This is a genomic window from Bacillus sp. FSL L8-0099, from assembly GCF_038006385.1.
Classification (GTDB): Bacteria; Bacillota; Bacilli; order Bacillales; family Bacillaceae_G; genus Bacillus_A; species Bacillus_A toyonensis.
Map to the genome: position 1 here is coordinate 1,131,623 of NZ_JBBOVC010000001.1, position 18,915 is coordinate 1,150,537.

At 35.7% G+C, this 18,915-nt stretch carries 19 protein-coding genes; 9 read left to right on the forward strand and 10 right to left on the reverse strand.

Annotated features, from left to right (window positions below; all coding sequences use genetic code 11):
- Positions 1–29: 29 nt before the first annotated feature.
- Complete coding sequence (locus tag MHH42_RS05880) at positions 30–233, reverse strand: hypothetical protein (RefSeq protein ID WP_000559975.1); 204 nt, start codon at positions 231–233, stop codon at positions 30–32.
- A gap of 592 nt (positions 234–825) precedes the next feature.
- On the opposite strand from MHH42_RS05880, the gene spx reads away from it, so the two are divergent.
- The gene (gene spx, locus MHH42_RS05885; RefSeq protein WP_000258267.1) at positions 826–1,221 is read left to right on the forward strand and encodes a transcriptional regulator Spx; all 396 of its coding nucleotides are present in this window, start codon (positions 826–828) and stop codon (positions 1,219–1,221) included.
- 49 nt (positions 1,222–1,270) lie between these two features.
- Here spx and MHH42_RS05890 read toward each other — a convergent pair whose 3' ends face one another.
- Positions 1,271–1,945 (reverse strand): TerC family protein, encoded by a 675-nt coding sequence (locus tag MHH42_RS05890; RefSeq protein ID WP_000362596.1) that lies wholly within the window; start codon positions 1,943–1,945, stop codon positions 1,271–1,273.
- A gap of 345 nt (positions 1,946–2,290) precedes the next feature.
- On the opposite strand from MHH42_RS05890, the gene mecA reads away from it, so the two are divergent.
- The 4 genes from mecA (at position 2,291) to pepF (ending at position 7,793) form a co-directional block, all read left to right on the forward strand.
- A complete protein-coding gene (gene mecA, locus MHH42_RS05895; protein ID WP_000402125.1) occupies positions 2,291–2,974 on the forward strand; it encodes an adaptor protein MecA in 684 nt (227 codons plus the stop codon).
- Positions 2,975–3,046: 72 nt separating this feature from the next.
- Entirely contained in the window at positions 3,047–4,591 is a 1,545-nt protein-coding gene (locus tag MHH42_RS05900) for a cardiolipin synthase (RefSeq protein ID WP_000799211.1), read from the forward strand.
- An 80-nt stretch (positions 4,592–4,671) separates the two neighbouring features.
- Positions 4,672–5,916, forward strand: a complete 1,245-nt coding sequence (locus MHH42_RS05905) for a competence protein CoiA (protein WP_002093814.1) — start codon at positions 4,672–4,674, stop codon at positions 5,914–5,916.
- Between the two features lie 50 nt (positions 5,917–5,966).
- Positions 5,967–7,793, forward strand: coding sequence for an oligoendopeptidase F (gene pepF / locus MHH42_RS05910; protein ID WP_000003362.1), 1,827 nt, complete (start codon positions 5,967–5,969; stop codon positions 7,791–7,793).
- A gap of 535 nt (positions 7,794–8,328) precedes the next feature.
- Here pepF and MHH42_RS05915 read toward each other — a convergent pair.
- From MHH42_RS05915 to MHH42_RS05925, 3 genes are all read right to left on the reverse strand, one after another.
- A complete protein-coding gene (locus tag MHH42_RS05915) occupies positions 8,329–9,222 on the reverse strand; it encodes a ClpXP adapter SpxH family protein (protein WP_000360648.1) in 894 nt (297 codons plus the stop codon).
- Complete coding sequence (locus tag MHH42_RS05920; RefSeq protein WP_000043381.1) at positions 9,222–9,620, reverse strand: globin domain-containing protein; 399 nt, start codon at positions 9,618–9,620, stop codon at positions 9,222–9,224. The genes MHH42_RS05915 and MHH42_RS05920 overlap by 1 nt, the downstream gene beginning before the upstream one ends.
- 181 nt (positions 9,621–9,801) lie before the next feature.
- A complete protein-coding gene (locus MHH42_RS05925; RefSeq protein ID WP_000191111.1) occupies positions 9,802–10,380 on the reverse strand; it encodes a CYTH domain-containing protein in 579 nt (192 codons plus the stop codon).
- A 144-nt stretch (positions 10,381–10,524) separates the two neighbouring features.
- On the opposite strand from MHH42_RS05925, the gene MHH42_RS05930 reads away from it, so the two are divergent.
- From MHH42_RS05930 to MHH42_RS05945, 4 genes are read left to right on the forward strand one after another with little or no spacing between them, the layout of a single operon-like run.
- Positions 10,525–10,896 (forward strand): UPF0738 family protein, encoded by a 372-nt coding sequence (locus tag MHH42_RS05930; protein WP_001180013.1) that lies wholly within the window; start codon positions 10,525–10,527, stop codon positions 10,894–10,896.
- A gap of 30 nt (positions 10,897–10,926) precedes the next feature.
- Positions 10,927–11,565 carry a GTP pyrophosphokinase gene (locus MHH42_RS05935; RefSeq protein WP_001081482.1) on the forward strand — a complete coding sequence of 213 codons (639 nt, stop codon included), beginning with the start codon at positions 10,927–10,929 and terminating at the stop codon, positions 11,563–11,565.
- A 17-nt stretch (positions 11,566–11,582) separates the two neighbouring features.
- Positions 11,583–12,380, forward strand: a complete 798-nt coding sequence (locus tag MHH42_RS05940; RefSeq protein WP_000673191.1) for an NAD kinase — start codon at positions 11,583–11,585, stop codon at positions 12,378–12,380.
- Positions 12,381–12,394: 14 nt separating this feature from the next.
- Positions 12,395–13,288 carry an RluA family pseudouridine synthase gene (locus tag MHH42_RS05945; RefSeq protein ID WP_340892997.1) on the forward strand — a complete coding sequence of 298 codons (894 nt, stop codon included), beginning with the start codon at positions 12,395–12,397 and terminating at the stop codon, positions 13,286–13,288.
- Between the two features lie 48 nt (positions 13,289–13,336).
- On the opposite strand, the gene MHH42_RS05950 is transcribed toward MHH42_RS05945, so the two are convergent.
- From MHH42_RS05950 to MHH42_RS05970, 5 genes are all read right to left on the reverse strand, one after another.
- Entirely contained in the window at positions 13,337–14,725 is a 1,389-nt protein-coding gene (locus MHH42_RS05950; RefSeq protein ID WP_070172865.1) for a peptidase G2 autoproteolytic cleavage domain-containing protein, read from the reverse strand.
- Positions 14,726–14,881: 156 nt separating this feature from the next.
- On the reverse strand, positions 14,882–15,622 hold the full coding sequence (gene prpE, locus MHH42_RS05955; protein WP_016108011.1) for a bis(5'-nucleosyl)-tetraphosphatase PrpE: 741 nt from the start codon (positions 15,620–15,622) through the stop codon (positions 14,882–14,884).
- 77 nt (positions 15,623–15,699) lie between these two features.
- Entirely contained in the window at positions 15,700–16,860 is a 1,161-nt protein-coding gene (locus MHH42_RS05960) for an FtsW/RodA/SpoVE family cell cycle protein (protein ID WP_097854614.1), read from the reverse strand.
- Positions 16,861–17,003: 143 nt separating this feature from the next.
- On the reverse strand, positions 17,004–17,933 hold the full coding sequence (locus MHH42_RS05965) for a glycosyltransferase family 2 protein (RefSeq protein WP_016108013.1): 930 nt from the start codon (positions 17,931–17,933) through the stop codon (positions 17,004–17,006).
- Between the two features lie 13 nt (positions 17,934–17,946).
- Positions 17,947–18,699, reverse strand: coding sequence for a class I SAM-dependent methyltransferase (locus tag MHH42_RS05970; protein WP_097854615.1), 753 nt, complete (start codon positions 18,697–18,699; stop codon positions 17,947–17,949).
- Positions 18,700–18,915: the final 216 nt, after the last annotated feature.

Below are 18,915 nucleotides of genomic sequence, written 5' to 3' on the forward strand. Positions count from 1 at the left end.
GAAAAAAGCAGGTGATTACCTGCTTTTTTTTAATACGTACGTTTCTTATAAATACCTTTCCCACCAACTTGGTTCCATCCGGATTGTACATCCAAACTTTTGTTAACAAACTTCATTTTTTCTTTTCCGCCAAAGAGTTTTTCACCGATGCTATTTGAAATGACACCAATCAATGCTGTGATTCCGATGATGAGGGCAGCAACAGTAACAAAATCAATAAAAAAAGCAATCATTTGCAAATTCCCCCTTTGCCTGTCTGTATTTTTATTGTATGAGATAAAAGATAAAAAAGAAAGAAATGTCAGAAAAATATTTGGTTTACTTTAGAAATCGTGTAGACAGGAGGGAGAATGTTTGTTAAAATAAGAACAAACGTTCCTTTCGATTCTCATTTATATAGTCTTACATTTCTTAATTGATTTATCAAGAAAAAGTAAGAAAACGTTCTCTTTTTTTAGGGAAAATTATAGATAAATAACTATATATTATATGAAAAATCAATGGGAAGTGAGTATTAAAAGGTTTGAAGGTCATTGTTAAAGTACAGCTAAAGTGAGCATAATAATGTTACATAGCAGTGGAATACGCGGAAGAGTTTTCTCAACTAGTAGGAAATTTACTGTATATTTCTTGCAAAATCTATTGTATAATGATTATAGAAGTTACTTATTAAAAGTAATTGTTGTTTATTATAAGTTGTTGCTTACATGAAATGCGATTTTTGTACTTTGTTATAAGACAAGTTATCGCGAAAAATTGCTGAAGTTAGAATTTTAAACTGTAATTAGTACAGAATTTGTACTCTTTAAGGAGAGTGAGCTTTGTATGGTAACATTATATAGTTCTCCAAGCTGTACGTCTTGTAGAAAGGCGAAATTATGGCTAGAGGAAAATCATATTCCTTATACAGAACGTAATATTTTCTCAGATCCATTAACGATTGAGGAAATTAAAGAGATTTTACGTATGACAGAAAGCGGAACAGATGAGATTATTTCTACTCGTTCGAAAGTTTTCCAAGAATTAAATGTAAACTTAGAGTCTTTACCACTTCAAGATTTATATAAGATGATTCGTGACTATCCAGGGATTTTACGTCGTCCAATTATGATTGACGAGAAGCGTCTTCAAGTAGGTTACAATGAAGATGAAATCCGTCGTTTCTTACCACGTACAGTAAGAACGTTCCAATTACGTGAAGCACAACGTCTTGTAAATTAATTATAATAATATGAAAACCTTCTACCTATTATATAGTAGAAGGTTTTTTTTATTGTTTCACATTTCGTATGCGAACTTGTTGAACGATAATACCGATGCATAGAACAGTGAAAATGAACAAGAAAGGAATGCTTGTAGTGAAACTTGGGTTGTTATGAAAAAAGGTTGCAAGTCTGTCTTCGTGTGTAATCATCTTTCCAGCTGTATAGGCGAGTATCGCTGCTCCGCAATAAATGAGAAGTGGAAAGCGTTCCATAAGGATTAAAATAAGTTTGCTGCCCCAAATAATAATCGGAATAGAAATGAGTAACCCGATTATGACGAGTAATAATCTTCCGTGAGCCGCACCTGCAATAGCGATGACATTGTCAAACCCCATAACGAGATCCGCGAATACAATTGTACGCACAGCTTGGAATAAAGTTGTTTTCCCTTGAATAGAAGAAAGATCGTTGCTATTATCAGTTAATAAATTTACTGCAATGAATGTAAGTAAAACGCCGCCGATAAGCTGTAAAAATGGAATGTCGAGTAAGTAGACAGCTATTATTGTAAGAAGAATTCGTAGCACAATTGCTAAAAGAGTACCGATCAAAATGGCTTTATTTCGTTTTGCTTCAGGTAAATTCCGGCTAGCTAATGCAATGACAATTGCATTGTCACCACCTAATACAACATCAATACCGACAATCATTAGTACAGATGTTAAAAACTCTAAGTCCATTCGTCTGCCTCCATTTATGATGTTTTAATAAGCGAAATATATGTATGTGATGAAGAAAGTGGGAACTAAATAATCTCCTCTAATAGAAGTTTCACTTTATTACAGTGTACGGGGGAATATAGAAATGTATGTCCAAATTTTTCGTGTGTAAAGAATTGTCATAATGATATATTTATGTAGACAATCGAATAAAGATAGGCATATAACTATTTTTGTAAAATAAATCGATTTTATTTCCCTTCTGGAGAATCTTATCATAAAATGAGAGTACAAGAATCTATTGATTTGTCATATGAGTGGGGGATCCCTTCATAACAATTCTAAACAGGAAGGGAGAGTTGTATTTTGGAAATTGAAAGAATTAACGATCATACGATGAAGTTTTTTATTACGTACATTGATATAGAGGACAGAGGGTTTAATCGTGAAGAAATTTGGTATGACCGCGAACGTAGTGAAGAGCTCTTTTGGGAGATGATGGACGAAGCTCGTGATCATGATGACTTCTTTATTGATGGACCGTTATGGATTCAAGTGCAAGCAGTCGATAAAGGGATTGAAGTACTTGTCACGAAAGCCGAGCTCTCAAAGGATGGACAAAAGCTAGAGCTACCGATAGGTGTAGACAAAATTATAGACATTCCTTTAGATGAGGGTATCGAGTCATTATTCCAGCAAGAATTAGTGGAAGAGGTAGAAGAACAAACAGGAACAAACTTTAATGAAGATGGTACGTTTGGCTTTTTAATTAAGTTTAATGATTTTGAAGATGTTATTTCATTAAGTCATCGTCTTATCTTTGAAGATATAAAAGATGAGCTGTATTCATTTGATGACCGCTATTATGTATATGTGGAATTCGATGAAGTGCTACATGATGAAGAAGAAATTGATCGTATTTTAAGTATTATTTTAGAATATGGAGAAGAATCAACTTTAACAATTCATCGTGTGAGTGAGTATGGGAAACAAATTGTGAAAGAGCGTGCGCTTGAAACAATTCGCAATAATTTTCCTGCTAAAACGTAGGCCGATTTCTGTAGTATGAAATCGGCTTTTTATATGAAGAATAGGAAAGCTTTCTTAGTAAGGAGGTAAGAGATGAAAAATACGTTAAAGTTGATTTTCTTTGTTCTACTATTGTTCGCATTATTTGTTTCGTTACGTATGTTTATTGATGTAGCATTTTATTCGGATGTAATTGGGATAAAAGATGTTTCGATTTTAGGTATTATTAGTATTTTATTTACGGTATCTGCATTTTTAATTGGCTGCGTTATTTTCTTAGAAAACCGTCACCCGTCTAAAACACTTACATGGCTCATTGTGTTAGGTATTTTTCCGGTATTTGGATTCTTCGCTTATTTATTATTTGGACAAAACTTTCGGAGAAAGAGAATGTTCCAAAAGAAGGCGTTACTGGATGAACAGGCGTTTTTACAATATAAGGGGCATGAAGATTATGAAGAACGGATGTTACGTAATCATAAGCATCAAGAGCTGTTATTTCGTTTAGCGGACCGCTTAGGTGCTTTAAATATTTCATTTCAAACGGAAACGAGAACATTAACAAATGGGGATGAAACGTTTCAGGCCATTTTAGATGGATTAAAACGAGCGAAACACCACATTCATATGGAATATTACATTGTGCGTGATGATAAGCTTGGAACAGAAATTAAAGATATTTTAATACAAAAATCAAAAGAAGGCGTAGTCGTTCGGTTTTTATATGATGCGGTTGGAAGTTTTAGGTTATCGAATTCGTATATTGAAGAATTAAATGACGCAGGTGTCGAAATGATTCCGTTCTTTCCTGTGCGCTTTCCAATTTTAAACGATAAGATTAATTATCGAAACCACCGGAAAATCGTTGTTATTGATGGAAATGAAGGGTTTGTAGGTGGGTTAAATATTGGAGATGAATATTTAGGGAAGGATAAATATTTCGGTTTTTGGCGAGACACACATTTATATTTGCGTGGTGAGGCTGTTCAAAGTTTACAGCTTATTTTCCTTCAAGATTGGTTTTATATGACTGGTGAGGCAGTGCTGGCTCCAGAATATTTACAGGCAAAAGCAGTTGAAGGTGATCATTGGGGCGGAGTTCAGCTAATTGCAGGTGGACCAGATAATAAATGGGAAACGATTAAACATTTATATTTTGCAATGATCTCTTCTGCTCGGAAATCTATTTGGATTGCAACACCGTATTTCATTCCGGATGATGATATTTTATCTGCATTAAAGGTAGCGGCACTTGCTGGTATTGATGTTCGTTTATTAATGCCGAGTAAGCCTGATAAGCGCACTGTCTTTTATGCATCAAGATCATATTTCCCTGAGCTTTTAGATGCAGGAGTAAAGATATATGAATACGAAAAAGGTTTTCTTCATAGTAAAGTTGTCATCGTTGATTCTGATTTAGCTTCAATTGGGACAGCAAATATGGATATGAGAAGTTTTCATTTGAACTTTGAAGTGAATGCCTTTTTATATGATACAGATAGCATTCGAAAACTCGTTCAAGACTTTAAAGATGATTTAGAAGAATCAAGTGAAATTCATGTCGATCGTTTTCATAAAAGACGTCTTCATAGACGAATTGTTGAATCGACATATCGATTATTATCACCTTTATTATAAAAAGAGATGTCCGAAATTGGGACATCTCTTTTTTAAAAGGGATTTGTAATAAATTGTAGAATATAAGGAGCTGAAAGGGTGTGATTATAATGTTTATCGCTAAAAGAGAAAACGGAGAGAAAATTCATCTACTCTATAATCGAAATGAAGAGCTTTTACAACGTATGCGTAAAAGGGAGCGTTTCTTTTGTATAGCTTGTGGAAAGGAAGTGCAAATGAAATTAGGGAAACAAAAAAGTTGGCATTTTGCTCATAAGAAAGTGGAGTCATGCCTTGCTTTTTATGAAGCAGAATCTATATATCATATGCACGGTAAAGAATTGCTATATAGATGGTTGAAACGTCAAAATTTCCATGTGGATATAGAGCGTTACCTTCCAAAAATCCAGCAAAGACCAGATATTTTCGTAGAGAGAGCAGGTAGGGAAATTGCGATTGAATATCAATGCGCCAATCTCTCCATAGAACAACTTTCTAAACGAACATACTCGTATTGGCAAGCGGGCATTCAGGTCATCTGGATCATTGGTGGAAATCAATTAAAAAAGCAAGCTGCATATTGGATGAAATTTTCCTCACTTCTGGCTTTCTCCTTACAATCTTATCCTCAGCCATTTCTTATTTTCTTCTGTCCGAAACAAAAATCATTTATGAAATGTGCCTTTATCACTCCGTTTTCTACAAACGTCTCTTTCTCACATATTATGTATTTACCAAACGATACAACTACTTTTGAATTACTCTTTTCCCCTGTTCCTTTCCGGAAAGAAATATTAGGACAGGAATGGAAGAAGCGAAAGGACTACTTTCGGCAAAATGCCCTGTCTATTTGGAATTATAATCATAAGTCACTATTACGCCTCTTATATCAATTTAAATGTACTCCAGCGAGCTTTCCTTCTGAAATTGGTGTGCCACTCCCGTCTTCATTTGCTTTTCAAACAAATCCATTTACATGGCAAGCATTTCTATACATGAAGTGTATAGAAAAGCTTGCGGTAGGGAATTGTATTTCCCTTCAATATGTGTGTAGTTATGTAAAAAAATATACGAAAAGGCGCTTACTTCCGTACTTTTCACAACATATATGGAAAGTAGCGGTTACTGAATATATGACTTTTTTATGTTTTGTAGGCGTGTTGCGTAAAGTAGGAACTTATACGTACCGAAAAATGAGGAATATAGTTATGTTACAGACGGAGGAGGAAGTTAGGAAATATGATGAGATTTGCCTAACTTATGCGCTATCTCTATTTGAGACAAAGTTCAACATGGGAGAAGAAAAAGGGGATATAATAAAGAATGAACGTGAAGGAATTACATAAGAAAAACAGAATTGTACTTAAGTAGAGATATTTAAAGGAGGGCTTACAGAATGTCTGAACAAAATAAAGCAAAAACATTACCAGATCGCAATGAGATTGAAGAAGCAAGTACGTGGCGATTAGAAGATATTTTCCAAACAGATGCAGAATGGGAAAAAGAATTTCAAGCGATTAAAGAGTTACTACCGCAGTTAACTGAATTTAAAGGGAAGCTTGGTGACTCTGCGAACAACTTACTTGAGGCACTGCAATATGAAGATGAAATTTCAATGCGACTAGGTAAGCTATATACATATGCTCATATGCGTTACGATCAAGATACAACAAACTCTGTGTATCAAGCTTTAAATGATCGTGCGACGAATTTATATTCACAAGTATCTAGTAGCACAGCGTATATCGTACCTGAAATTTTATCTATTTCAGAAGATACACTACAAGCATTTTTAAAAGAAAATAGAGACTTAAGTGTATATGAACATGCATTAGAAGAAATTACACGTCAACGTCCACACGTATTATCTGAGGCTGAGGAAGCTTTATTAGCGGAAGCATCTGAAGTAATGAGTTCATCAAGTAATACATTTGGTATGTTGAATAATGCGGATTTGAAATTCCCGTCTATTAAAGGCGAGGACGGAGAAGAAATAGAAATTACGCATGGTCGTTACATTCAGTTTTTAGAAAGTGATGATCGTCGTGTTCGCGAAGATGCATTCAAAGCTGTATTTGAAACGTATGGGAAATTTAAGAACACATTTGCAAGTACGTTAAGCGGAGCGGTGAAACGTAATAATTTCAATGCACGTATTCGTAAATATGACTCTGCTCGCCAAGCTGCATTGAGCAATAATAATATTCCTGAAGCAGTTTACGATCAACTCGTTGAAACGGTAAATGATCACTTACATTTATTGCACCGTTACATCGATATTCGAAAGCGTGCGCTAGGACTTGATGAACTTCATATGTACGATTTATATACACCACTTGTACAAGAAGTGAAAATGAATGTGAAATATGAAGAAGCACAAGACATGTTATTAAAATCTTTAAACGTACTTGGTGATGAGTATGTTGAAATTTTGAAAGAAGCATATGAAAATCGCTGGGTAGATGTGTATGAGAATAAAGGAAAACGAAGCGGAGCATATTCATCTGGTGCATACGGAACAAATCCTTATATTTTAATGAACTGGCATGATAATGTAAATAATTTATTTACACTTGCTCATGAGTTTGGTCATTCTGTGCATAGTTATTACACAAGAAAGACACAGCCGCACGTATACGGTGATTATTCAATCTTCGTTGCAGAGGTAGCGTCAACTTGTAATGAAGCGCTTCTAAATGATTATTTATTAAAAACGACAGAAGATAAAAAAGAGCGCCTATATTTATTAAATCATTATTTAGAAGGATTCCGTGGTACTGTATTCCGTCAAACGATGTTCGCAGAGTTTGAGCATATTATTCATAAGAAAGTACAAGAAGGACATGCTGTTACGCCGGATATGTTAACGGAGATCTACTACGATTTAAATAAGAAATATTTCGGTGACGCTTTAGTAATCGACGAAGAAATTGGGTTAGAATGGTCTCGCATTCCGCACTTCTACTACAACTATTACGTATATCAATACGCAACAGGATTTAGTGCAGCAACGGCTCTATCTAAACAGATTTTAGAAGAAGGGCAACCAGCGGTAGAACGTTACATTAATGAATTCTTAAAAGCAGGAAGCTCTGATTATCCAATTGAAGTGCTGAAAAAAGCAGGAGTTGATATGGCATCTCCTGAACCAGTGAAAGAGGCACTACAAGTATTTGAAGAGAAATTAAATGAATTAGAAGCGTTATTATTTGAAGAAAAGTAATGAGAAAAGACGAGGGATTTTATCCTCGTCTTTTTTGTTTAAAAATACAATTTGTCGATATTTGTCGAAATGAAAATCGGTTTTCCTTACTATTTCTAAATTTGAAGACAGTTTTATAGTTAATTTTTGAATTCAAAATCCTTTAAATCGTTTTCTATGGTTGAAATAAGAGAGAGCGATGACGATGACTCCGAATAAAAGAGGAAAGGCGATAATTTTAGGAAAAGCTTGTAATAGAGAGAGAATGTACAAGAAAAAAGAAACAAGGACACATGAAAAAATTAGTAAAATATAGGATTTCTTTATGAAAAACACCTCCTAAAGGGCTTTTATATAGCTTATTCAAAAATGAAAACGTTTAGAATGTGACAAAAGTGTGAAATTCGACAAAAGGGGTTGTCATCTGACGTCGAATCTTGTAATATAATAAGCGTGAACGAATTCACATACAAACATATACCCCTTTGTTTGAACGTGAAAATTTCTCCCATCCCCTTTAATATTTTTATAAGCCGTAAAGAAAAAGACCTGGTGTTTACACCAGGTCTTTTTCTATTGCTATCCATTTCCAATAACGCTCACATTTTACGTCAATCATTTGTACTTTGCGTTTCAGTTGTAATTTTTTTAGTTCGCGCTCGATCTCTTGTTGCGAGCAGTCATATATAAATGCTACTTCTTTTGAAGATATAAATTGCGTTGCTTCTAGTAACATTTCTAAAGGCGGTAATGGTTCTGGCTCGATTTCACATTTTACGAGCTCTTTTAATAATTGTACGTATACATCATAGGAATAAGTTCCAGCGATTTTAATGCCTTCTTCATCTGAGTTCGCATGAAAAAAGACGAGGGAAGGTATTTCTGTAATATGCATTTCATTTGTGAATTTTAAGTCACATTGGAAAGCTTTTTTTGCGCTGGCGGAATGTAGATCTTTTTTAAATTCTTCTACATCAATATTGCTATCTTTTGCACATGCAAGCAATAATTCGCAGTCAGGGTTTGATACATTTTCAAGGAAAATGTATTCTTGGAGTTTTCGCAAAAACTTCGAACCTGCTTTTCGGCCTTGTAACTCCGCTGCTTTAATTGCCATCGAAACTAAATATGGTGTTGATGATGCCTCTTGCATATGTACTTTTCCATCACATGAAAAACCTTGTAAACTTGTCGTCTTTTCCCACACAAATCGAATATTAGCAGGTTTATTCCATTTGTGTGAGGAAGCGTTCGTTCCGTCCACTTTTCCAGTTACAATATGACGAATAGAGAAGTATTTCCCGTATTCAAGCCATAGTTTAATAATAAAGGGTTCAATTTCCCAGCAATCTTTACAAAGTGGATCAATAAATAAATATGCTTCTACAGACTTATGCTCACATGCGGAAGGAGATGGCATATTGATATGCTTTGCTTCCTGTTTATCCATTATATTTCACCTGTTTCGTTTGGAGTATTAACCATATGCTGAGCAGTTAATGCTAAACGTTCAAAAACGAACTCTCTTATATGACCGTGTACTCCTGTGTCATCCATTGCTTGCTCCATACATGATAGCCAAGCCTCTGCTCGTTTTGGCGTAATCTCAAACGGAAGATGGCGTGCTCTTAACATAGGATGACCATGTTCTTCAGTGTACAAATTAGGACCACCTAAATATTGTGTTAAAAATTGTTTTTGCTTCCTAGCTGTTTCTGTTAAATCATCCGGGAAGATGGGAGATAAGTCAGGGTGTTTACTGACATAGGAATAAAATGTGTCTACTAATATTGCAATGCATTGTTCACCGCCAATTGCTTCAAATGGTGTCATCGGTTGCTTGCTCATCCTTTATAAACTCCTTTTTCCATGAAATGTATATCTATTGTAGCAATGGAATGTTCGAGAGGGCAAATAAACAGCCTTCCTAACATTCTTTGCTTCTTCTACAGGTGTAAATGAACCTTTTACTTTTTAAGAAGTGAGATGTATCCACTAGTAGAACGGATTCACTAGTGGAATTTTCACTTTAGCGTGCTTTGTTTTGTTTGGCAAGGAAAAAGCGTTTTACTTTGTTATTTGTATGGCGAACTGGTACGTTATGCTGTGTTAACAAATGAATAAATGCAGCTTTTCCTGTTTCTTCGTCTTGCACTTCATATTCAATTTCATAATCATCGTGATTGTAATAGAAACTATGATCAAAGACAAGCGTTCCGCCTTCAAATAATGTTTCAGCTCTTTCAGTTGTTAAACTGCCCATATAAGTTAAAGCGGAAACAGGAATTTGTAATTTGTGTAGTTGGTCTACTACAGCACCTTGAATGATTGTGTTTGTTTCCATCATCATTTTTGCTTCGGCCTCGGTTACAACTTGATGCGTTTCTAACAAGCCGATTTCTGCAGGTTGTTTTAACGTTAATGTATAAGTTTCCCCTTTATGACGAATACGAAGTGCAGAACCAGCTTCTTTTAATGAAAAGTCGGGCGTTTCAAAGTAGTGATTCACTTGTTTCGTGAAAGCTTCAATAGAAAAAGATTTGCATAATGATTGGAATTCTTCTTCTGTAACGATATTTTTAAATTCAATTTCAATTTCTTGTGTCATTGTATGCGCTCCTTTTGAAAAATAATTCTTTACACATTATCGCTTTTTCACAAATTTGGTTCAATGTTTTATTTGTTTGCGTCCATGTTATGATACAATAATACTGTTAAGTAAGACAGGAAGTTGAGATGGAGGAGTTCGAGCATGCAAAATAAAATTCAAGTAAAGAGCGTAGAAATGAGAGAGAATGCGCTTATTTTTTGTGCGGAAAATACTGAAATAGAGGTAAAGGAGTTAAGTGCGCGTAATCACGTACTTGTAGACTCAGACAATTTATCATTTTTATATATCTTAGAAAACGAATCATCTTTCATATATGTAAGTATTCCGCATACATGCTGGGAAGCAATGCGTGAAGCAATGAATAAAGATACAGCGATGTTTATTCAAGTGAATGATGTTGAAATGGAATTAGAAGGTTTAAAAGAAGAAGTAGAATATTTAGTTGAAAATATTGAAGGTAATGCAAATTACGGAGAAGAACTAGTAACTGCTGTAGAAAAAGTATTTCTATAAGCAAATGGATTGATTTTGGTGGTGGTTGAAATGAATCGAAATTGGGAAGAATTTTTAGCACCTTACCATCAAGCGGTGGCAGAGCTGAAAGTGAAACTAAAAGGAATGCGTACTCAATTTGCAATGTTAACAGAGCATTCTCCAATTGAGTTTGTAACAGGAAGGGTAAAGTCGGTTGCAAGTATCATTGATAAAGCGGAGAAGAGAAATGTACCGCTAGACCGGCTCAGAGAAGATATGCAGGATATCGCGGGCCTTCGAATGATGTGTCAATTTGTTGATGAGATTAAGCCTGTTGTAGAATATCTCCGAAAACGAAATGACTTTGAAATCGTGGAAGAGCGTGATTATGTTACGCAAAAGAAAGATAGCGGTTATCGCTCTTATCACGTTGTTATTAGTTATCCTGTTCAAACGATTCAAGGGGAACAAAAAGTATTGGTAGAAATCCAAATACGCACGCTAGCAATGAACTTTTGGGCAACGATTGAGCATTCTTTGAATTATAAATATAGTGGGCGTTTTCCTGAAGATATTAAAATACGCTTGCAACGTGCAGCGGAAGCGGCGTTTTTATTGGATGAAGAAATGTCTTCTATTCGTCTTGAAATTCAAGAAGCACAAAAGGCTTTTTCAAGAAAGCAAGAAACGAAAGATTCCGAATCATAAACTAAAGGGTGTTGGCGATGAAATTTACAATTATGTCAAAGGGAGATCAATCATCAGATACACTAGCAAGCACGATGAAAGAGTACTTGCTAGATTTTGGATTCATTATGGATGAAAAGGAACCCGATATTGTAATTTCTGTTGGGGGAGATGGAACGCTTTTATATGCGTTTCATCGTTATTATAATCGATTGGATGAAACAGCATTTGTTGGTGTACATACAGGGCATTTAGGTTTCTATGCAGATTGGTTACCGACAGAAGTAGAGAAATTAGTAATTGCGATTGCTAAAACGCCATTCCAAGTGGTGGAATATCCGCTTTTAGAAGTGATTATTCGCTATGTGAATGGAAGTAAAGAGTCACAGTATTTAGCGATGAATGAAGCGACTGTAAAAAGTGCAGAGGGCACATTAGTAACAGAAGTGGAAATACGGGGAGAGTACTTTGAAACATTCCGCGGGGATGGTCTATGTATCTCAACTCCTTCAGGAAGTACTGCCTATAATAAAGCACTTGGCGGTGCAATTATTCACCCTTCTATTGAAGCAATTCAAATTGCAGAAATGGCATCCATTAACAACCGTGTGTTTCGTACTGTAGGCTCGCCGCTTGTATTGCCGAAGCATCATACATGTGTGTTGAAGCCGGCTCCAGGGATGAACTTACAAATTACGGTGGACCATTTAACGATGGTTCATCAAGATGTGAAATCAATCCAGTATCGCGTTGCAAACGAGAAAGTGCGATTTGTTCGTTTCCGCCCGTTCCCATTCTGGAAACGTGTCCGTGACTCGTTTGTTGCAGATAAATAGAAGGGGTTTATATATTGAACAGATTTACATTGAAATGGGATATAGAGTCAGCTGAAGAGGGAACTTTAGTTAGAGAATTTTTGAAAACAAAAGGGATTTCTAAAGCTGCTTTAACGGATATAAAATTTCATGGCGGAGCCATTGAAGTAAATGGTCAATATGCAAGCGTTCGTCATCAACTACAAGCGGGCGAACAATTACGTGTTTTTTTTCCAGTGGAAGAAAGAAGTGAAGGGATGATTGCGGAAGATATCCCACTATGCATTGTATATGAAGATGATGCAGTTCTTGTCATCAATAAAGAAGCGAACATGTCAACGATTCCGTCTAGAGAACATCCAGAGGGAAGTGTTGCTAACGCGCTTTTGTCTTATTATGATAAGCAGCATCTTGCCAGTACGGTGCACATTGTAACAAGGTTGGATCGTGATACGTCAGGACTCATGCTTATTGCAAAAAATCGTTTCGTACATCATCTTTTATCGAAACAACATCAACAAAAAGCTGTGAAACGAACGTATGAAGCAATTGTTCATGGAGAGATGATAAAACGTGAAGGAACGATTGATGCACCGATTGGTAGAAAATCAGATAGCATCATTGAACGAACAGTTTGTGAGGATGGACAGAGGGCAGTTACTCATTTTAGAGTGATTCATAGTTCCTCGCAAAAGACGCATGTATCTCTTGAACTTGAGACAGGAAGAACGCATCAAATCCGCGTGCATATGGCTCATATAGGACATCCGTTACTTGGTGATGACTTATATGGAGGAAGAAGGGATGAAATGAAACGACAAGCACTTCACAGTACATCTTTGGCGTTTTATCATCCTATTTTAGAAAAGAAAATGTCTTTTGCTACGACGATTCCAAGCGATATGCAGCAGTTATTAATGCACGCTTAAAAAGGGACCAAAATTCTTATGTAATGAAGAATTTTGGTCCCTTTTTTCTTAGCGGAATAATATTAAAATTTGATTATCATCCGTACGCTTAATAACGAAAAATCCACTTTCAGCTTTTGTAGCAATGCCGTCATCATTTGGACGACAATATCCATGCGGTTCGCAAGTGCCATCATCACGTACTAACATTTGTCCAATTAATCCGACAGGAAGCCAATCGGAACGGTCTTTTCTTGCTATATATTTGCAAGCTGGATCCCATTCTGTATTTAAAAGTGGTTGTATTTCTTGTGTTTCTGTACGTACATATTGACGCTTTCCAAAGTTATCTGTTTTATAGCGCTTTTGCCAACTTAAAGCACCACTATTTCCTATAATAGCGGGGGTTGCACTAGATATTCCTAAAATGAAAGAATCGTTTGAAGTAGCTATCCGAATTTTTTCTTCGCTACTAAATGTAACGAAATAACCGACATCAATAGCTTTATGGTCCGCTGTTTCAAACATTTGTGCAAAATCCGTTCCGCTTGCATTGTAAGAAGCACCCTCAATGTACATTTCTCCATTATGAGCAAGCCATTTAGCACCGATATTATGATCGGTATCGTTTGTTCCATTTGCAATAAACCAAGAATAGGCTTCTTCGGCCGTGCCGAATCGTCCCATAATATGGCTTCCTGCAAAATGAGCTGTTGATGTATGATTACCTTCCGCATGAGAAGAGAATCCATTAGCGATAGTTGCGGTTCCTTCTGCGTGTGCTGCTTCGCCTAAAGCAATCGTATGTTTACCTTCCGCGTGAGAATAAGAGCCGCCTGCTGTCGTTTCACTTCCTTCACTATGCGAACTATGTCCAGTTGCTTTTGTTTTCGATCCTTCTGCATGGGAGCAAGTTGCTTTTGCGTGTGTAAGAAGTCCTTCTGCATGTGAAACTGTACCCTCTGCATGAGAGTGAAGCCCCTCTGCATGTGAATATCGGCCTTCTTTTTTTACTTTCGTATTTTCAGGTGCAGGAGTCTGAATTATGATCGTTTTTTCTGTTTGTATATTATTTGATGGAGTTAATGCTTCTTTTATTTTTTTTACTTGGTTTATAATATCGGTTGGAATTTCTGGTTGTATTTTTTTATTTATTGCTACAGGAATGTTCTCTTCCGTATTTTCCTGTTTTTCTTCAGAATGCAGTATTTGTTCATCGTGATGAGAGAGATGTTTATTTTTTTGTTGCATCTTTACTTTTCTACGATTGATTATGCGACTCATTACAGCATTTTCTAAAGAGACATATTTTGTTTTAGCTTTGCTCTTTTTTGATGACTCTTGTTCTTCTAGTTCTTCTATAGCTGCAGCTCGAATGCCGCACCAGTTGTTAATTCCATACATGGGCTGATATAAAGGGTGGAATTTTCTTTTTTGTTTAGAAGATTTTTTCTTCATTCTGTCACCTCCTGCGACATTATATGTCGTGTAATAAAAAAAAGATGCACCTTATTGCATCTTTTTTTAATTACTTTATCTAGTTTTTATAGGAGATACGGCTAAATAATCCGGCAATCCCCTCGTAATTTATGAATTGTACCTAGGTAAGGATAGTTATGAAATTGGGCGGAATTTCTCAGGGACAAAAGGCAGGGAAGAAGGGACGGAAACAGTCTCCATCTCAGGATAACGTAATCCGGTTAAATTGCCGCCAAATACAGCGCCAGTATCAATATTGACTGTTTGATTTACAAAGCGAGGTTTTTTTACTGGTGTATGTCCATATACAATCCAAGATTGCCCCTTATACTCCTTCGCCCAGTCGCGACGGACAGGTGAGCCGTCAGCATGCTTTTCTCCTGTAATATCGCCATATAATACAAAGGTTTGTACTTTTTTATCTTGTCTTCCTATGTAATCTTGCCGAATCCCAGCGTGACATACAATTATTCTTTTTTCATCTAGTATGTGATATAAAGGGGATTGTTCATAAAGGGTGATGAACTTTTCTTTTATAATGTTTTGCTTATGAGAAGGTAGTGCTTCATATTCAGCAACAGTTGTTTCAAGCCCGTGAGCGATTGTCACATTACGCCCAAGGAAAAATCGGTATAGTTTATTACAGTGATTTCCAGGAGCATAATAAGCTTCTTTTTTATTTATGACAAGTTCCCATACAATTTCGATCATACGTAATGAATGGGGACCACGATCTGTAATATCACCAACGAATGCAAGCTTACGATTTTCGGCATGAACCGGTAGGCCACTATCCCAGTTATATCCTAGTTTCGTCGTTAAATTTTGAAACTCTTGCAAGCACCCGTGAATATCCCCTATAATGTCATATTTCATATGTAAACCTCCAACATATTTTTCATTAGTATATCTAAAAAAGGATAGAAATAAAAATATACCACTTTTTGTATGGTTCATTTAAACATAAAGGTTTTCGTTCTTGAGCGAACATTTAAAATAAATCCCATCGCAATCATATATGTAAGTAACGAACTTCCTCCATAGCTCATAAGGGGCAATGTTATCCCTGTAATAGGGAGTAATCCAATTGTCATCCCGATATTTTGGAATACTTGAAAAGTAAACATTCCGATTGTACCGGCACAAATATAACTACCGAAAGGATCATTACTTTCCAAAGCGATATGAATCATACGGAAAATGAGTATGAAAAAAAGTGAAATAATGACACTTGCACCTAAAAAACCGAATTGTTCAGCGACATTAGTGAAAATAAAGTCTGTATGTGGTTCTGGAAAGTATACTTGTCCATTTTCCCAACCTTTTCCTTGCATTTCTCCTGATCCAGTAGCTAAGAATGCTTGTCTTAATTGATAGCCTTGTGAATCATATTCGTAAGGCGCTAACCAACCATAGAAGCGGTTTAATTGGTATTCTTTTAAGATATACTCCTTAAAGAATTCTGTATGAGCAATATAAATATACGTTAAGGTAACACCTGCTGTGAAAATAACGGAGACTAATCCGAAAATAAAGCGCCAACGTATACCGGAAACTAGTATCATTGCTGCCAGCATCGCTGAAATTACCATTGTGTTTCCTAAATCAGGTTCTTTTGCAATAAGTAGTAGCGGTGGCAAACTCGTTGCGAATATTTTTCCGAGTAAGATAAAATCTTCACGAGGTGTTCGAAAAAAATATTTTTCGTTATGATTAGCTATAATTCGTCCAATGACGATAATTAAAAATAATTTCATAATTTCTGAAGGTTGAAAATTTCCGATGCCTGGGAGCCTGTACCAAGCGGTAGCCCCTTTAATTGTAACGGCACCTGGAACCTGAAGTTCTAGCCCGATAAGTAATATCATTGCAAAGCTATATAAATACCAAGCAATTTTTTGATACCGATCGAAATCGATAATCATAATAACACTAATAGCGACAAATCCAATGAAGTACCATTGTATTTGCTTGAGTGCAAAATTTACATTTTGTAAAAATGGTGGTAAAGAGGTTTGCGCACTTGCAATAGCAAAGCAACTAACAGTCCCAATGGCAAATAAAATGAATAGTAATACGTAGTCTATTTGATATTGAGAATTCGTATCTTTCACTGTATGTAATCCTTTCTATCGCCTAGTAAATATGTTGATGACGTCATTCTAAAAGTAATATAAGCAGACTGTCCATACATTTATTCCACTATTTATGTAAAGTCATACATAATAGGGAGGAATAGCTCCTCCCTTATGCAAAGCTATCGTGGATTTAGCTCTTTTATAATTATATTTAAACAACGAGAAAGACGTATATGTGCATCTGGAATGAGATTGGGGTATTGTTTATAAAACTCGAATGCACCCATACACCACTCATAGGCTTTGAGCAGACTAGTTCTATAATCATTGAAATCTTGTAAGAAACCATACTTTTTTGAGGTTAAAACGAGATGTGAAAAATCTTCAGATCCTTCAAGTAATTTATGGTGTACTTGCTGTCCATCATGAAAGCGAAAGGAACTTAAAGGTTCAGTGATATAAAATGCATCACCTTTTGAAAGTAAACCCATCCAAGAGGCCATATCAACACTACAACAATAGTTCCTTTCATTTAGAGTACCAAAAGGTTCTGTTAATAGTCGCCTTCGAAAGAGTACAGTCGTAGGTTCACCAATAATATTCTGTCCAGATAAAAGCATATGGTTTCCAAAATCTATCCCACTTAGCAGGGTATCTTCGCTATACAATCTATTTACAGCGGGATGGTTTTCAATTATATCTCCATTTTCATCAATCCAAGTGCGATATGATGTAATAAGTGCGAGTTTTTGATTTAAGTCTTGTTGGAAATAGAACATCATTTTCTCAATTTTATTACTATGGAATAAGTCATCGTCCATTAAGAAGTTTATGTATTCGCCACTAGACTGTTCTAAGAGCATGAGGTCATTATGGAATTGTCCTAAAGTAGTACTATTCCGGATATATGTTATATGGGAATGGTTTAGTAAGTATTTTTCATGCATTAATTTTTCAGTTTCATCATTCGTACTATCGTCTCCTACAATAACTTCAATGTTTGGATAAGTTTGTGCCAAAGCACTTTCTAAAGCGATTTTGAAATAATGTGGTCTATTATAGGTGGGAATAAGGATGGAAACAAGAGGTAGATTTTTTTCATTTGTCATACGTAACTTCCTTTCAGAAGCTTTTTTTTGTAAGAACAATATCTTGATAACTCGTATATTCATGTCGGCCGCACCATAAACCATAGTGTGGTTTATTCATTACCTCTAAGCCATATTTATTCAATAAAGCGCAAATATCTGTTTCAGGATAAGCAACTGCGAAATTAGGAATATCTTTATTTACGACATAACAATTTTCAATTTGATGATAAAATCCTAACGTACTTAGTCCTGCATTTAAATAATAGGATGACTCAGGGTTTATTAAAAAGAACGTAATAAAACATCTCCCGTCTTTTTTTAATACACGTGTAATCTCAGATACGTAATGTTCTAATTCTGTTGGGAGAAGGTGCGTAAATACAGAAGTTAAAAAGATGAAATCGAATGTCGCGTCTTCATATGGAAACTTATAGTGAGAGGCATCTTCTTTTCCTTCTGGATTGTAAAATTGATTGTATATGTCAACGTGTTCAAAATGAAAATTATTACGGGTAGTTGTAATATTATTTTTACACCAAGTGATACCTTCTTTAAATAAATCAAATCCATAATACGCTCCATCATCAGTTAAGTAATTCATTAATGGAACAGCCATTCGGCCGACGCCACAGCCTACATCTAATACTTTTTCGTTTGACTTTAAAGCCCCAATTTGAATGAAATGCTTTAGGAATTCTTTACCGACCTTTTCAAAATCGCCACCTACATATTGGACGAGTTCAGGAGGGGGGAGTAATTTTATTTCTTTTTCAAGTTCGCTCATAAATACACTCCTTCCTTGTAGTAAAAAGGCAAACCAATACAGTATCCATATTATCTCGATATTTACAGACAAATCTCACCTCAAAACGAGGAGTATGGGGAAATTAAAGTTTTATTTGATAGCGAAAGAGGATAAGATGTGACCGCTTATTACATACAAGGAGATTCCTAAAACGGTTCATGTATTCAAGTATTAGATTAATAGGAATGGAACCTC

Excerpts from the sequence above, each read along its gene's own strand:
- MHH42_RS05915 (WP_000360648.1), bottom strand. The coding sequence starts at position 9,222 with ATGGATAAACAGGAAGCAAAGCATATCAATATGCCATCTCCTTCCGCA.
- MHH42_RS05950 (WP_070172865.1), bottom strand. The coding sequence starts at position 14,725 with ATGAAGAAAAAATCTTCTAAACAAAAAAGAAAATTCCACCCTTTATAT.
- prpE (WP_016108011.1), bottom strand. The coding sequence starts at position 15,622 with ATGAAATATGACATTATAGGGGATATTCACGGGTGCTTGCAAGAGTTT.
- pepF (WP_000003362.1), top strand. The coding sequence starts at position 5,967 with ATGTCTGAACAAAATAAAGCAAAAACATTACCAGATCGCAATGAGATT.
- MHH42_RS05890 (WP_000362596.1), bottom strand. The coding sequence starts at position 1,945 with ATGGACTTAGAGTTTTTAACATCTGTACTAATGATTGTCGGTATTGAT.
- MHH42_RS05920 (WP_000043381.1), bottom strand. The coding sequence starts at position 9,620 with ATGAGCAAGCAACCGATGACACCATTTGAAGCAATTGGCGGTGAACAA.
- MHH42_RS05930 (WP_001180013.1), top strand. The coding sequence starts at position 10,525 with ATGCAAAATAAAATTCAAGTAAAGAGCGTAGAAATGAGAGAGAATGCG.
- MHH42_RS05970 (WP_097854615.1), bottom strand. The coding sequence starts at position 18,699 with ATGAGCGAACTTGAAAAAGAAATAAAATTACTCCCCCCTCCTGAACTC.
- MHH42_RS05900 (WP_000799211.1), top strand. The coding sequence starts at position 3,047 with ATGAAAAATACGTTAAAGTTGATTTTCTTTGTTCTACTATTGTTCGCA.
- spx (WP_000258267.1), top strand. The coding sequence starts at position 826 with ATGGTAACATTATATAGTTCTCCAAGCTGTACGTCTTGTAGAAAGGCG.
- MHH42_RS05935 (WP_001081482.1), top strand. The coding sequence starts at position 10,927 with ATGAATCGAAATTGGGAAGAATTTTTAGCACCTTACCATCAAGCGGTG.
- MHH42_RS05965 (WP_016108013.1), bottom strand. The coding sequence starts at position 17,933 with ATGACAAATGAAAAAAATCTACCTCTTGTTTCCATCCTTATTCCCACC.
- MHH42_RS05940 (WP_000673191.1), top strand. The coding sequence starts at position 11,583 with ATGAAATTTACAATTATGTCAAAGGGAGATCAATCATCAGATACACTA.
- MHH42_RS05925 (WP_000191111.1), bottom strand. The coding sequence starts at position 10,380 with ATGACACAAGAAATTGAAATTGAATTTAAAAATATCGTTACAGAAGAA.
- MHH42_RS05880 (WP_000559975.1), bottom strand. The coding sequence starts at position 233 with ATGATTGCTTTTTTTATTGATTTTGTTACTGTTGCTGCCCTCATCATC.